Annotated in this window: 12 protein-coding genes and 1 tRNA gene; 9 read left to right on the top strand and 4 right to left on the bottom strand. The window is 52.6% G+C overall.

All coding sequences use genetic code 11. The annotated features are described in order from the left end of the window. The first annotated feature begins 47 nt into the window (after positions 1–47). The 3 genes from crl to proA all read left to right on the top strand — a co-directional run bounded on the left by crl (position 48) and on the right by proA (position 2929). Positions 48–449: a sigma factor-binding protein Crl gene (gene crl, locus ACL2XG_RS10545; protein ID WP_410016281.1), complete on the top strand. Its 402-nt coding sequence runs from the start codon at positions 48–50 to the stop codon at positions 447–449. Between the two features lie 113 nt (positions 450–562). Continuing rightward, on the top strand, positions 563–1666 hold the full coding sequence (gene proB / locus ACL2XG_RS10540) for a glutamate 5-kinase (RefSeq protein WP_410016280.1): 1104 nt from the start codon (positions 563–565) through the stop codon (positions 1664–1666). 9 nt (positions 1667–1675) lie between these two features. Further along, entirely contained in the window at positions 1676–2929 is a 1254-nt protein-coding gene (gene proA, locus ACL2XG_RS10535; protein WP_413722200.1) for a glutamate-5-semialdehyde dehydrogenase, read from the top strand. Positions 2930–3169: 240 nt separating this feature from the next. On the opposite strand, the gene ACL2XG_RS10530 is transcribed toward proA, so the two are convergent. Then, positions 3170–3592 carry a VOC family protein gene (locus ACL2XG_RS10530; protein WP_413722201.1) on the bottom strand — a complete coding sequence of 141 codons (423 nt, stop codon included), beginning with the start codon at positions 3590–3592 and terminating at the stop codon, positions 3170–3172. 255 nt (positions 3593–3847) lie between these two features. On the opposite strand from ACL2XG_RS10530, the gene ACL2XG_RS10525 reads away from it, so the two are divergent. The 3 genes from ACL2XG_RS10525 to ACL2XG_RS10515 all read left to right on the top strand — a co-directional run bounded on the left by ACL2XG_RS10525 (position 3848) and on the right by ACL2XG_RS10515 (position 6239). Next, positions 3848–3923, top strand: a tRNA-Thr gene (locus ACL2XG_RS10525). A gap of 170 nt (positions 3924–4093) precedes the next feature. After that, positions 4094–4360 (top strand): hypothetical protein, encoded by a 267-nt coding sequence (locus tag ACL2XG_RS10520; RefSeq protein WP_413722202.1) that lies wholly within the window; start codon positions 4094–4096, stop codon positions 4358–4360. A 217-nt stretch (positions 4361–4577) separates the two neighbouring features. Next, positions 4578–6239: a methyl-accepting chemotaxis protein gene (locus ACL2XG_RS10515; protein ID WP_413722203.1), complete on the top strand. Its 1662-nt coding sequence runs from the start codon at positions 4578–4580 to the stop codon at positions 6237–6239. A gap of 123 nt (positions 6240–6362) precedes the next feature. Here ACL2XG_RS10515 and ACL2XG_RS10510 read toward each other — a convergent pair whose 3' ends face one another. Together ACL2XG_RS10510 and ACL2XG_RS10505 are read right to left on the bottom strand one after the other, a co-directional pair. Then, positions 6363–7808 carry a DASS family sodium-coupled anion symporter gene (locus ACL2XG_RS10510; protein WP_413722204.1) on the bottom strand — a complete coding sequence of 482 codons (1446 nt, stop codon included), beginning with the start codon at positions 7806–7808 and terminating at the stop codon, positions 6363–6365. A 119-nt stretch (positions 7809–7927) separates the two neighbouring features. Continuing rightward, positions 7928–8872 (bottom strand): 2-hydroxyacid dehydrogenase, encoded by a 945-nt coding sequence (locus tag ACL2XG_RS10505; RefSeq protein WP_413722205.1) that lies wholly within the window; start codon positions 8870–8872, stop codon positions 7928–7930. Positions 8873–9963: 1091 nt separating this feature from the next. Here ACL2XG_RS10505 and ACL2XG_RS10500 point away from each other — a divergent pair. From ACL2XG_RS10500 to ACL2XG_RS10490, 3 genes are all read left to right on the top strand, one after another. Next, positions 9964–10437: a YhcH/YjgK/YiaL family protein gene (locus tag ACL2XG_RS10500; RefSeq protein WP_413722206.1), complete on the top strand. Its 474-nt coding sequence runs from the start codon at positions 9964–9966 to the stop codon at positions 10435–10437. A gap of 30 nt (positions 10438–10467) precedes the next feature. After that, on the top strand, positions 10468–11244 hold the full coding sequence (locus ACL2XG_RS10495; RefSeq protein ID WP_413722207.1) for an SDR family oxidoreductase: 777 nt from the start codon (positions 10468–10470) through the stop codon (positions 11242–11244). 374 nt (positions 11245–11618) lie between these two features. Further along, positions 11619–12740, top strand: a complete 1122-nt coding sequence (locus ACL2XG_RS10490) for a JmjC domain-containing protein (RefSeq protein ID WP_413722208.1) — start codon at positions 11619–11621, stop codon at positions 12738–12740. Positions 12741–12928: 188 nt separating this feature from the next. On the opposite strand, the gene ACL2XG_RS10485 is transcribed toward ACL2XG_RS10490, so the two are convergent. Beyond that, positions 12929–13222 (bottom strand): CsbD family protein, encoded by a 294-nt coding sequence (locus tag ACL2XG_RS10485; RefSeq protein WP_410016270.1) that lies wholly within the window; start codon positions 13220–13222, stop codon positions 12929–12931. Positions 13223–13825 lie beyond the last annotated feature (603 nt).

Raw genomic sequence — 13825 nt, 5'->3', positions numbered from 1 at the left:
TACATAAAGAAGTCAGTATTCATTTTGAGGCATTTGAGGTTATCAGCATGGCGTTAGTAAGTGGACATCCGAAAAGCAGGTTGATGAAAGGATTTACCGCGCTCGGCCCCTATATCCGCGAAGGGCAGTGCAGCGACAATCATTTTTTCTTTGATTGCCTGGCGGTATGCATCAATATGCAGCCCTCGCCGGAAAAACGTGAATTCTGGGGATGGTGGATCGATCTGGAAGCTGAAGAGAACCGTTATACCTATGCCTATCATCTGGGCATGTTCGATAAAGCGGGTCGCTGGAATGAGGAAAAAATCAGCGATCCGGCGGTAATCGATAAGCTGGAAAGTTCGCTGCGCGCTTTTCATACCCGCCTGCGCGCTTATATCCTGTCGCTTGAGATGACGCTGGAACCGGCGGATAACTTCAAAGAAGAGCCCTTTGTCCTGAAAGACTAACGCCATCACGCACCTGCTTTTTATCTTATTTCGCGTTATGCTGGCGGGCATAACGCTTTTTCTTTTTATAAAGACCAGGCACGCCTTTTTAACTTTATTACGGTAGATATGTTATGGATGGCAGCCAGACATTGGTTGTGAAGTTGGGCACCAGCGTTTTGACCGGCGGATCGCGCCGGCTTAACCGCGCCCATATCGTCGAGCTGGTGCGCCAGTGCGCGCAGTTGCACGCCGCCGGCCACAGGATTGTGATTGTCACTTCCGGCGCCATTGCCGCCGGTCGCGAGCACCTGGGCTATCCGGAATTGCCCGCGACCATTGCGTCAAAACAGCTGTTGGCCGCCGTCGGCCAAAGCAGCCTGATCCAGCTCTGGGAACAGCTGTTTTCCATTTACGGCATCCATATCGGCCAGATGCTGCTCACCCGCGCGGATATGGAAGATCGCGAGCGTTTCCTCAACGCCCGCGACACGCTGCGCGCGCTGCTGGATAACCGCATCGTGCCGGTTATCAATGAAAACGACGCGGTGGCCACCGCTGAAATAAAGGTGGGCGATAACGATAATCTCTCGGCGCTGGTGGCCATTCTGGCCGACGCCGATAAACTGCTGCTGCTGACCGACCAGGCCGGGCTGTATACCGCCGACCCGCGCACCAACCCCGACGCTACGCTTATCACCGAGGTCACGGCCATTAACGACGCCCTGCGCGCCATTGCCGGCGACAGCGTCTCGGGCCTGGGCACCGGCGGCATGGCGACCAAAATCCAGGCGGCGGACGTCGCCAGCCGGGCCGGCGTCGATGTGGTCATCGCCGCCGGCAGCAAGCCGGGCGTGATTGGCGATATGATGGCGGATCGGCCGGTGGGCACCCGTTTCCATGCGCAGCAAATGCCGCTGGAAACGCGCAAGCGCTGGCTGTTCGGGCCGCCGCCGGCAGGGGATATCACCGTCGATAACGGCGCGCTGGCGGCGATCCGCGAGCGGGGCAGCTCGTTATTGCCCAAGGGCATCCGCTCGGTGGACGGCGATTTCTCCCGTGGCGTGGTGGTGCGTATCCGCGGTCTTGACGGCCAGGATCTGGCCCATGGCGTCAGCCGTTACAACAGCGACGCGCTGCGCATGATCGCCGGCCGCCATTCGCAGGACATCAGCGCCATCCTCGGCTACGAGTACGGGCCGGTCGCCATCCATCGCGACGATATGATTATTTATTAAGGAGTAGCTATGCTTGAGCAAATGGGCAAAGACGCCAAAGCGGCATCCTGGCAACTGGCCGTGCTGAGCAGCGCCGACAAAGACCGGGCCCTGCTGGCCATCGCCGATCGCCTGGAAGCGCAAAGCGGGGATATCCTGGCGGCCAATGCGCTGGATATGGCCGACGCGCGGCAAAACGGCCTGAGCGATGCCTTGCAGGACCGTCTGCTGCTTACCCCGGCGCGTTTATCCGCCATCGCCGCCGACGTGCGCCAGGTTTGCCGCCTGACGGATCCGGTCGGCCAGGTGATCGACGGCCGCCAACTGGACAACGGCCTGAAGCTGGAACGACGCCGCGTACCTTTGGGCGTGGTGGCTGTGATTTATGAAGCGCGCCCCAACGTCACGGTGGACGTGGCGGCTTTATGCCTGAAAACCGGCAACGCGGTGATCCTGCGCGGCGGCAAAGAGACCCACCGCACCAATGCCGCCACCGTCAAGGCTATTCAGCAGGCGCTGGTGGACTGCCAGTTGCCGCCTGGCGCGGTACAGGCCATCGATAATCCCGATCGCGCCCTGGTGAACGAACTGCTGAGGCTCGATCGCTACGTGGATATGCTGATCCCGCGCGGCGGGGCGGGGCTGCATAAGTTATGTCGCGAAAATTCCACGATCCCGGTGATTACCGGCGGTATCGGCGTATGTCATATCTATGCCGATGAGACCGTCGATATTGAGCCGGCGCTCAAGGTTATCGAGAACGCCAAAATCCAGCGTCCCAGCGCCTGCAACTCCCTGGAGACTCTGCTGGTGCACGAGGCTGTCGCGCCGGCCTTCCTGAGCCGTTTAAGCAGGCATATGCACAGCCTAGGCGTGACGCTGCATGCCGACCACGGCGCGCGGCCGTTCCTGGCCGACGGTCCGGCGGCCTGCGTGCCGGTGGAGGAGGCCAATTATCAGGATGAATGGCTGTCTCTGGATTTGAACGTCAAGGTGGTGAAAGGCTTTGACGAGGCGGTCGATCATATCCGCAGATACGGCACCCAGCATTCGGATGCCATTCTCACCCAGTCGCTGGCTAACGCGGAACGCTTTGTGCGCGAGGTGGATTCGTCGGCGGTATATGTCAATGCGAGCACTCGCTTCACCGACGGCGGCCAGTTCGGCCTGGGCGCGGAAGTGGCGGTAAGCACCCAAAAGCTTCATGCGCGCGGCCCGATGGGTTTGGAAGCGCTAACTACCTATAAATGGGTTGGGTATGGGGATAATCTCAGCCGGGCGTGACAGCGCTCAGGTGTTGATGGCCTTAGCGCCCGCCAGGACCGGACGGGGACGGGCGCCGGTGGCGGCAATCGCTCCTGTGGCGCGGATACCGGCCAGGCCCCTAGTGCGTTAAGACGCTTATCGTGATAGCAGGCGCTTACTTCTATCATTACCGTCAGGCGCCGCAACTATTCTCGGCGGCGCCTGACGATGCGCAGGCGGCCGGGCCTGTTTTTTGGCAACGCCATCGCGTCCGTTCTTTTATTCCAACCCATCATCATACGCGCTGAATATTCCCCGGCCCCGTTCTATAAACTCCAGGGTATTGCCCTCCGGGTCATCCAGGAAAAGCGTGCCGATACCGTTATCCAGCTGGCCGGCGCCGTCGGTGAGATAATACACTTCCATCGTGACGGACATCTGGTATGGCTGGAGTCCTTGTGCAAGCAGAAAGCCGGCGCAGCGGTTAAGGTCACCCACCTGGAAGGCGATATGCCGAGATGGATCGCGTGGCGCCAGCGTGCCGTTCGACGGCATCAGGTGCAGGCAAAAGCCCCGGCCGGCGTTCAGCCAGTTACGTTTAATGGGGTGAGGCCGCATGCCGAGCGCGTCGCGATAATATGCCAGCATAAGATCCATATCGCTCACCGCCAGTGCGGCATGATGGATGCCTTGCAGTTGCATTGATTCCTCCGGGCAGCGCTGACAGAGTCCATCAGACTTATGGGAAAATAATAGTTAGTACTTACTATAGAGCATCCTGTCAGCGATGACGCGGCGCGGTATGGCAGGATAAGTGGCGATAATGTAGGCGCGGGTTGATCTTAAACGGCTATTTGCTGTTTTTATCGGCATACGCGCGCCCGCCTATTGACTCTTTCACCGCTTTTGCATAACGTGTCCCACCGAGATTCATCCCGCATGACACAGCTTCATCATGCCGATATAGCTCAGTTGGTAGAGCAGCGCATTCGTAATGCGAAGGTCGTAGGTTCGACTCCTATTATCGGCACCATTTCAAACTTTTCCCAAGTCTACCGAAATAAATTAACAGCCCGTATACTAAGCAGTGTAGCCCGTTTCTTATCTCCCATTATCTACCAGACTGATCTTCCCCGCAGTAATCAGGACCAGGCTAAACGGGAATTTTCTGTCCCCCTTTTCTTTAAAAAAAACAATCCAGACATGAAAAAGATCCGCTGTACCGAAGAGCACATTGCTTTTGCCCTGAAGCAGGCTGAAACCGGCCCTCGCGCGGGCTATTTCATGCCTGTCATCCAGCCGTCACCTTCCTCACCTATTCTCACCCTGTCATTATTTAATTGCCCCATTTCGTTTTCGCCCGCCATCTGGTGGGCTTTTTTATGCGGGCAATGTCAAATGTTAAAGCCTACGCTCAATGCTATCTATGACGCTGACAGTCCAGGGGCCGTATCTGGCTGGATTGATTAGAATGTCTGTGCCCGTCTTCAATCATTACCTCTTCTTCGGGGAGGGTTTAGCCTGCCGGAATTCTGCTTTTAACGGGAGAAAAAATCGGTCTTGGGTCAATCTCGGGATAATGGCAAGTTTAATTAACTATTTTCTGTCTGACGCCGATAGTTAAGGGCTGCTGAATGGTTTACGACATGCAGCCCTTCTATCCGGCACATCTCAGGTGAAAATAAATATGACAATTACACAGCGTCTGTTCTTGGTCTTTTCTCTGCTGTCAGCCTCACTTATTGCCCTGGTGATTGTGGCCGTTCTGGTAGTAACAGGATTTCAGGCACGTTTTCAGTATGTCCAGAGCAATACTGTTCCTTCCATTATCGACTTAAGCAAAATGGTGGATGGCAGCAACCAGCTGATTATCTGGATGTACCGGCATCAGAGCGTAACCGACCCGGCCAGACAAGCCAAAGTTGAGAAAAAACTCAGCGAGCTGGTAAGTAATCTGAAGTCTCTCAATCAGTTCTATCTGGATAACGAAATTTCCAACGACAGCGACCGGCAAATGACGGAGGCTGGCCTGGCCAGCATACAAGATATCCAGAACAAACTGCCGGCCTTCCTGAAAGGCTCCCGTGAGCAGAATAACGCGGTCTCCCTCGGTGAGCTCCAGGGCGACGCCGGTGTAGGTGAAGCCGCCCGCGGCCTCATCGCCGGCTACATGAAGCAGTTGCAGTTGAACGTAGACGTCGGTGAAACGCTCAAAAATCAGAATACCCAAATCTATCAGTTGACGTTACGGGGCATGATTGGCGGGTCGGCACTGGTGATCCTTATCCTCGGCTTATTCAGTGTGAAGACGATAACCGGTATCCGCAGAAACCTTAACGCCATGCGTTCCACCATGGAGAATGCCAGTTCCCGCTTGGACCTGACCCTGCGGGCGGATGATTCACGTAAAGACGAAATTGGCCTGACGGCAAAAGCATTCAATGCCCTGGTGGAAAATGTTGCCGCCTCGCTGTTGTCCGTGAGCGCGTCCTCCCAATCCGTCACTACGGCCTCGACGCAGATATCGGCAGGCAACGAGAACCTTTCGTCCCGTACCGAAGAGCAGGCTGCCTCCCTGGAGCAGACGGCGGCCAGCATGTCAGAGTTGAGTGAAACGGTACGGCAGACTGCCGAAAATACCGGTATGGCAAGCCAGCTTTCACAGAATGCCCGCCGGCTCTCGGAAGACAGCTCAGCTAAGGTCAGCACCATGCTGGGCACAATGTCCGATATCAGGAACAGTTCTGCAAAAATTACCGATATCATCTCGCTTATTGAAGGTATTGCTTTCCAGACCAATATTCTGGCGCTGAATGCCGCAGTTGAAGCGGCGCGGGCCGGGGAACAGGGGCGCGGATTTGCAGTCGTTGCCGGTGAAGTCCGTAGTCTGGCACAGCGCTCATCGTCTTCAGCCCGTGAGATCAAAGTGCTGATTGAGTCTTCCATGAGTTTCGTGGAGAAAGGGGCGGGTCAGGCGGAAGAAGTCGGGCAGAATATGGCCGGTATGAAGGACGCAATCAGTCAGGTCGCAGACCTGGTGAATGAAATCGCGGCCGCCGCTAAAGAGCAGATGCTGGGTATTGGCCAGGTCCACCAGGCGGTTAACCAGATGGACGACGTGACGCAGCAGAATGCGGCACTCGTACAGGAAGCCTCGGCCGCCTCGCACTCGCTAATGGAGCAGGCCACCGTCCTCAATCAGCTGGTAGCCACGTTTGTTATCGAATCACCGTCAACGGGAAAATCCCCCTCCGCGCTAAGCCCGACAGGAGTGGCGAAATCGTCACCTTATGGACTGACAACGAAGAAAAAGACAGCGGAGATGGAAGAAGGCTGGCAAAGTTTCTAACCCGCGTAAAAAAGTCAAGGTGAGGCAGCGGGATTCAGAACCCTGCCTCATGCAACTCCGTGGATAATTACCGATAAAAAAAGCCCAGCATGACGGCTGGGCCTGATGCTCAATATTGCCATGTTACCAAAGTCCGATGATCTTCCACCAGAAAGCGCCCAGTATTGACCATACCAACACATTAAATAAGGTCACGATAAAACCTAACTTCCACCACTCCCTTTGTCCTATATATCCTCCAGCAAAAAATATTGCCGCCGGGCCAGACGAATAATGCGTAATGGCCTGATATAAAGAAGAGCAAAAGGCTAATAATAAGCATACCAGCATCGGCGGTGCGCCCACAGCAATGCCTACGGTTATAAATGCTGGATACATGACGAGAATATGCGGGATCCCCCCCGCAAAGAAATACGCAGAAAAAACATAGATGCTGACCAGTATGATCAATACGGGCAGAACCGGCATACCCGATAAGCTGACCTGTACCCAATCCGCAAATACCTTAAAGAAACCTGATTTTGATAAATTTTCCGCCAAGCCGTACATACCGCCCAACCACACCAGCGTGTCCCAAGCGCCACTTTCATTGATCACGTCCTTCCAGTCGATGACTTCCGCCAGCAACATAAGACAGACGCCGGCCAGGGCAATAACGGTCGCGGAGATTTTAGTCATTCCGCTGGTGCCCCAACCGATAATGGTCAATACCAGGATTATGCAAAGTAAAATTTCTTTAAAAGACATTTTGCCCATGGCCTGAAGCGACGATTTGGCAATCTGTTTGGTTTCCGGAGTCTGGTTCGATTCAGGTGGGTAAATCTTGTGCAGCAAATACGGCATGATCAACAGACAAAACAGCGCCGGCACAAACGCCGCCATTGCCCATATGCTCCAGGAAATTTCTATGCCCGCGATTTTGGAAGCAAACGCCACCATTAACAGATTGCCGGCTTGCCCCGTTAGGGTCAGGCAGGCGGCAACGCTGTCGACTTGTACCACCGTCTGCACGAGGTACGCCCCCAGTTTCCTGGCGGAGCTGCCGGGTTTAGAGCCGCTGACCTCCGCTACGCTTCGGACAATGGGAAACATGATGCCCCCACAGCGCGCGGTCGCCGAGGGAACGCAAAAGCTTATCAGGACATCGCTGAATGCCAGGGTATAGCCAAGCTTAAGGGAACTGCTGCCAAAGCGCTGCAACAAGGCATAAGCAATCCGGTTGCCCAGGCCGGTTTTAATCAAGCCGCGTGAAAAGAGAAACGCAGCGACGATAAGCCACACCACATCGGCACTGTAGCCGACCAGCACCCCTTTGACATCCAAAACGCCAAACATCGCCGCGACAACCAGGGATGCAATGGTAATAACCCCCAACGTCAGGGGCTGCAGCATAAAACCGAAAGCGGTGGAAAAAAATATTGCAAATAAATGCCAATTTTGAGGCGTAAACCCAATCGGGATGGGAATATTCCAAATGATGGCGCCAAACAAAACGCAAATGCCGATCCTGGCCCATTTTTTCTTAAGGGCAGAATGGTCAGGCATTTTTTCAAGCATGACAGCGCTCATAGAGAGTTCCTTGTAAGTATATCTATGTGCAAAAATATCCCTTCATAAAAAATGAATAATATAAAAGCAAATAGACATGAGAAGCTTTAGGCGAAAATAACAGTCACCATGGAGATGAATTATTTTACCGGCGTAATAGCCTGCCCTTCTTCGAAATAGCTTCTGATATTACGCACCGCTAAGTTTGCCATATCAGTACGGGTCTCAACGGTGTTGCTTGCCAGGTGGGGGGTAAGGACAACGTTGTCAAATTGGAACAGCTCACGCGGGATAACGGGCTCGTCTTCAAATACGTCTAGCCCCGCACCCAAGATGTCCTTATTATTTAATGCCTCGATCAATGCCGCAGTGTCGACAACAGTGCCGCGGGCGATATTTACCAAGATCCCGGATTTACCCAAGGCTTGTAATACCTCTTTGTTTATCGCATGGAAAGTTTCAGCACCACCCGGTAGGGTCAATACTAAAAAATCACAGGATTCCGCCAGCGCCACCAGGGTATCGAAACGTTTGAAGTTTTGTTCTTTGGAATAGGGGTCATAAAAATGTATTGGCATGCCAAAACCCTGCGCCCTGGTTGCTACCGCCTGCCCGACATTGCCCAGGCCCGCAATCCCGCATATTTTGCCGTGCATCCGTGAGGCGGAAGGAAATTGTCCATTTAACCAGGATTTAGAACGGGAAAAACGATCGGCCTCGCAAATACGGCGAGAGACGCTTAACATCAGCGCCAAACCGGTATCCGCCACACATTCACTGAGGACCTTAGGTGTATTCGTCACCACCAGATTACGGGCACGCGCCGCATCCAGATCGACGGCATCCAGGCCAACGCCAAAAATCGACACCATCTCCAGCTGAGGCAAGGCATTGATAATTCTTCTATTTATTCCAAGATGGGATCGGGTCACCACCCCGCGTATCCGCGTGGCGGTTTGGCTTAATAATTCTTCTTTGTCTTCCGTCAACCAATAATTATGTATGGTAAATGTCTCTGCCAGTTCGTCCAGCATAACCGGGGGAAGAGGCGAAATAACCATTACTTCTATTTTTTTAGTGTCCATAACATATCCCGTTTAAAGTTTAAAGCGACATAACGTGACGGCTAATCCGGCGCAGCGAATTATCCTCATCCCATGATGATATAAATTAACATTTGCAGGCAATGTGACTAATAACACCCCAAGCAATTAACATACGGATGGGTAACATCGACATTTTGATACCAGAAACAGCCGTTGTTTATAATCGATCAGCATCCATATTATCTTTTCATTATTTAATTGCAGTCACTATGCAAAGATATGTAAACAACAGCATTGGGCAAAAGCTCAAAGATAAATTATAAAATTGGTACATAAGCCAAGATAATTTGATGCAAATCCCAAATTTGAACAATAAATTTGAATTTACGTTATATTGGAAAAATATGCGTAATATGTCGCATCATTTTTAAAATAAATGATATTTTGAAAATTTATATCAATTATATGATAGTCATCACATATAAATGTTAATTGATTTATGGTTTACTTGTGTCCATGTGTTTACCGTCTCATTTTGTTATAACCGTATCGCGTTACCCTGGTTAAAAAGAAATAGTGCTGATGCCTTGCTCAAGCGCAATGATAAAGTCTGCGCGGGGCCAATGAGGGTGCCTGCGCGACGTTAACGGATTTTAACAGTCAACCCGCGGCGGGCTGTTTCGCTCAAAGTGTAATAGAGAGTCGCAATGGGTTTGTTTTCGTGATATCGGTCACTGATAAGCGGTCAATTGCCTAGATTGTCGCGCTGATCAATTTTTAAAAATGTGCATTTGCATAACCGTTGGGCCAGCAATTTGATTTATACTTAATATACTTCAGCATTATCGCAGTAACATTGGCAAAAAAAGTGCACGGTAAATACCCGGCAGAGGGAATAATCTCCTGCGGAGGTTTTTTCTGACGATCTTCCGTTTTAGGTGCGATTTATATGGGATGCCGCAGCAAAAAACGTCTTAGTGTAAATGTAATGTTGCATTTGCTTGGCAGTGGTTTAACGCTATGGCACAAACGAGGGTTGTGGGTGTAATAACATCTGTTATGTCTTACGGATTGTTTATACTTACTGCCGGTTGATGACGACGTCATGATTCATTCTGAAGGGATACGCAATGATATTCAGTAAACTGGCCGACTGGAATAAAGAACAAAGCGCATTTCATCCGGTGTTCAATACAATAATAGATTATATACGCAACAATGATTTAGCCGGTCTTATGGTGGGTAAACACATCATAATTCCTGATAAGCTCTTCTTTTTTATGCAATCGTACGACACCATTGACCTGAGTGAATGTAAACCGGAATCCCATGTGGAATATGTTGACTTTCAGTATTTGTTGTCTGGGGAGGAAAAGATTGGCTTTTCTCGCGTGGATGATGGCGTAAAGATAACAGAAGACAAAACGCCAGGTAGCGATATGATTTATTACGATCTCAACACTCGGCAAGATGTTTTAACCATAGGGCCGGGGGAGTTTGGTATTTTTTTTCCTGATGATATCCATCGGACTCGAGGCCGTAGCGGTAATGATACATCCATACTAAAAGCGGTTTTCAAAATCCACTTGAGCATGTTGGTATAATTCAGGTAATGCAATTTACAGGAGATAGGTATGTCCGAGTCAATACAGCAAGTAGAAAACGCCAGGATAGCGCTCGTCACGGGCGCCGGTAGCGGTATAGGCCGAGCCGTTGCTTTGGGATTGCTCCAGGACGGATTTACCGTTGTTCTCACCGGGCGGCGCATTGAGCCCCTGCTTGAAGTCCAGGATGCGGCAAAGGCGGCGGGACAGCAGGCGATTGCCATAACCGCAGATGTTCGCGACCCTGAAAGCGTGGAAGCGTTATTTGCCCAAATCGCGGCACGGTATGGCCGCCTTGATGTGTTGTTTAATAACGCGGGCGTCAATGCGCCCGCCGTTCCAATGGATGAATTGCCCTTGGACAAATGGCTCAATGCCATCAATACCAATGTCACCGGTGTATTTCTTTGCGCCCGCGCGGCCTTCGGTTTAATGAGGAAACAAACGCCCCAGGGCGGACGTATCATCAACAACGGTTCGATCTCCGCACATACTCCCCGGCCCTTCACCGCGCCCTATACTGCCAGTAAACATGCCGTCTCGGGTTTGACGAAAAGCATTGCTCTGGACGGGCGCGCGTTTAATATCGTTTGCGGCCAGATTGATATCGGCAACGCGTTGACCACGTTGTCGGAACGGATGACCAGAGGCGTTTTGCAAGCGGATGGACGCACGGCGGCGGAACCGATGGTCGACGTTAAATATATTGCTGACGCGGTGCGCCACATGGCGGCTTTACCTTTATCTGCAAATATTCTCACTATGACGGTAATGGCCAGCAATATGCCCTTTGTCGGGCGCGGATAAACCGGCGCTCAGTCTTAATCATTATTGCCTGGGACCCCGGCGCTATCAGGGACGATGAGGCTGTACCATAGCGCGCTTATCAACGGGGTTCTCAATCACTGCACCTATTGTCGCAGGCCCGGCATCCTCCTCCGGGCCTGCAAGCGTCAGTCGTTCAGCTTTACCTCACTGATGTCTTGAATAAATATGGTAAAATATCAGTCAATTACTCCAGATGGCGTCACGCATTACTAGCGTGGGAAAACGCGCAGGACATCTTTTGACGGCGGCGGTTATTTTGCTTTGCTGAACGCCCAGGTTGACCCATGACAAGGCGGCACCCGCGTGCGGCCCTTTATAATCAGGCCCGTTTGTTTTCTTATTGGCGTGCAAGCATGGCTTATCAACTTAATCTCAATTGGCCCGAGTTTTTAGAGAAATATTGGCAAAAACAACCCGTTATATTAAAAAACGCCTTCCCGGATTTTGTCGATCCCATTACGCCGGACGAATTGGCCGGCCTGGCGATGGAGGCAGAGGTTGACAGCCGGCTGGTCAGCCATGCAAATGGCCAGTGGCAGGCCAGCAATGGGCCGTTCGAGCATTTTGATAATCTGGGAGAAACCGGTTGGTCGCTTTTGGCCCAAGCCGTTAACCACTGGCATGCCCCGTCTGCCGAGCTGGTGCGTCCGTTTCGCGTGCTGCCGGACTGGCGTTTAGACGACCTGATGATTTCTTTTTCCGTGCCGGGCGGCGGCGTCGGACCGCATATCGATCAGTACGATGTCTTTATCATCCAGGGGATGGGACGCCGCCGCTGGCGTGTCGGCGCTAAACTGCCCCTGAAGCAGTTTTGCCCGCATCCGGCGCTGCTGCACGTCGAGCCGTTTATGCCCATCATTGATGAAGACCTTGCGCCCGGCGATATTTTATACATTCCGCCCGGTTTTCCGCACGACGGTTTCACTCACGAAACCGCCCTTAACTATTCCGTAGGCTTTCGCGGACCAAACGGCAGGGATTTAATCAGCAGCTTCGCCGACTATGCGCTGGAAAACGATCTGGGCGGCGAGCACTACAGCGATCCTGATTTAACGTGCCGGGAACATCCGGGCCGTGTCGAAAATGCTGAATTGGACCGTCTGCGCGCGATGATGATCGAGATGATCAATCAGCCGGAAGATTTTGCCCAGTGGTTTGGCCGCTTCGCGACGACCCCGCGCCACGAGCTGGATATCGCGCCCGCACAGCCGCTCTACAAGGAAGATGAGATTGTCGGCGCCCTTATGGCGGGCAAGGTTCTGACGCGCTTGGGCGGCTTGCGGGTCCTGCAGGTCGGCGAGAGCTTTTTCGTCAACAGCGAACGGCTGGAAACGGCCGATCCCGCAGGCGCCGACGCCCTGTGCCGCCACACCCTTATCGGTAAGGAAGCGCTGGGCAAGGCGCTGGACAACCCGGCTTTCGTTACGGCGTTAACCGCGCTGGTTAATCAGGGTTATTGGTTCCTTGACGAATAGATTACAGGCGCCGTGAATGGCATTTTCAGGGATGTCCGCGCACCAACGCATCGACGCGACAGGGCATTGCCGGCGGAGAAACAGCGGTAATGATTACCAAGGCTGCTTGGAGCGGGCCCGGCAACGATCGTCACGGGCAGTGTGGGTGAATCCAGGAAGGAAAGGGGCGCTGGACACGCCCCATGATCTTATTTGCTGCGGCCCAGGATAAAGCCGAGCAGCAGTCCGATGGTGCCGATGGCGGCAAGTCCCACCAGCGGGTTTTCACGGACATGTTCCCTAACACCGGCAGCCGCATCGTTTAATGCTTCGGAGACTTTCGCCGTGGCCTGCCTGGCGGCGCCTTTAGCTTCTTGTTCGGGGGAATCTACGGCCTCGCCGAATTTTTTCTGGGCAGCCCCAGCGAATTGTTCTGCTTTGTTCTTTGCCTTGTCGGCAACATCACCGATGGTATCATTATTGGTTTTTGTGATCTCAGACATAACTTTCCCTCCTTTAATTATCGACAAGAATAAGCGTAGTTAAGTTTTGCTAATAGACATAATCGCAGGCCAGCTTTCGGACTATTGGAATATTGCAAAGCCCATCCCGGGTCGGCGGCATGGCCGCTACGCTGAAAAGGCCTTGTCCAGGCGAGCATACCGGCAGTCAGAACCGCGGCTGGAAACGGGCAAAAGAAATGTGGGCGATAGCCCAGGCTTGTCCCTGGCCGGATGGCGGGTTCTGCTGACGATTCCACGGTGGCGTAACTGGCGTTACTAAGGCAATAACCGGCCACCGCTTTGCGCCTGCGCAGCGTCAGGCGACTGGGGTCATCGCCAGGGGGATCTGCGAAAACGCTGATCATGGCGGTATTCAGCGGATAATGCCTTATCCTTAACGGCATCGATAAGCTGCTGTAAAAATTAATATAATCCACCGCGGTGCATCTATAATGCACTATCGCAATGCACTATCGCGAACAATACTCTGGTACTGTTTAACGCCACTTAAGATAAATAGTTATATCTTCTAAGGTGTTAATCTTATTTAAGCGCAGCGGTAATATTTAATTTTTATTAAAAACAGATAGCTAGATAATAATT

This window comes from Sodalis sp. RH24 (assembly GCF_047324145.1).
Classification (GTDB): Bacteria; Pseudomonadota; Gammaproteobacteria; order Enterobacterales; family Enterobacteriaceae; genus Acerihabitans.
The sequence above is the reverse complement of the archived record's forward strand: the minus strand, read 5'-3'. Positions and strand labels throughout refer to the sequence as shown.

What these genes read in the sequence shown, in the direction of transcription:
- crl (WP_410016281.1), top strand. Translation starts at nt 48, where the DNA reads ATGGCGTTAGTAAGTGGACATCCGAAAAGCAGGTTGATGAAAGGATTT.
- proB (WP_410016280.1), top strand. Translation starts at nt 563, where the DNA reads ATGGATGGCAGCCAGACATTGGTTGTGAAGTTGGGCACCAGCGTTTTG.
- proA (WP_413722200.1), top strand. Translation starts at nt 1,676, where the DNA reads ATGCTTGAGCAAATGGGCAAAGACGCCAAAGCGGCATCCTGGCAACTG.
- ACL2XG_RS10530 (WP_413722201.1), bottom strand. Translation starts at nt 3,592, where the DNA reads ATGCAACTGCAAGGCATCCATCATGCCGCACTGGCGGTGAGCGATATG.
- ACL2XG_RS10520 (WP_413722202.1), top strand. Translation starts at nt 4,094, where the DNA reads ATGAAAAAGATCCGCTGTACCGAAGAGCACATTGCTTTTGCCCTGAAG.
- ACL2XG_RS10515 (WP_413722203.1), top strand. Translation starts at nt 4,578, where the DNA reads ATGACAATTACACAGCGTCTGTTCTTGGTCTTTTCTCTGCTGTCAGCC.
- ACL2XG_RS10510 (WP_413722204.1), bottom strand. Translation starts at nt 7,808, where the DNA reads ATGAGCGCTGTCATGCTTGAAAAAATGCCTGACCATTCTGCCCTTAAG.
- ACL2XG_RS10505 (WP_413722205.1), bottom strand. Translation starts at nt 8,872, where the DNA reads ATGGACACTAAAAAAATAGAAGTAATGGTTATTTCGCCTCTTCCCCCG.
- ACL2XG_RS10500 (WP_413722206.1), top strand. Translation starts at nt 9,964, where the DNA reads ATGATATTCAGTAAACTGGCCGACTGGAATAAAGAACAAAGCGCATTT.
- ACL2XG_RS10495 (WP_413722207.1), top strand. Translation starts at nt 10,468, where the DNA reads ATGTCCGAGTCAATACAGCAAGTAGAAAACGCCAGGATAGCGCTCGTC.
- ACL2XG_RS10490 (WP_413722208.1), top strand. Translation starts at nt 11,619, where the DNA reads ATGGCTTATCAACTTAATCTCAATTGGCCCGAGTTTTTAGAGAAATAT.
- ACL2XG_RS10485 (WP_410016270.1), bottom strand. Translation starts at nt 13,222, where the DNA reads ATGTCTGAGATCACAAAAACCAATAATGATACCATCGGTGATGTTGCC.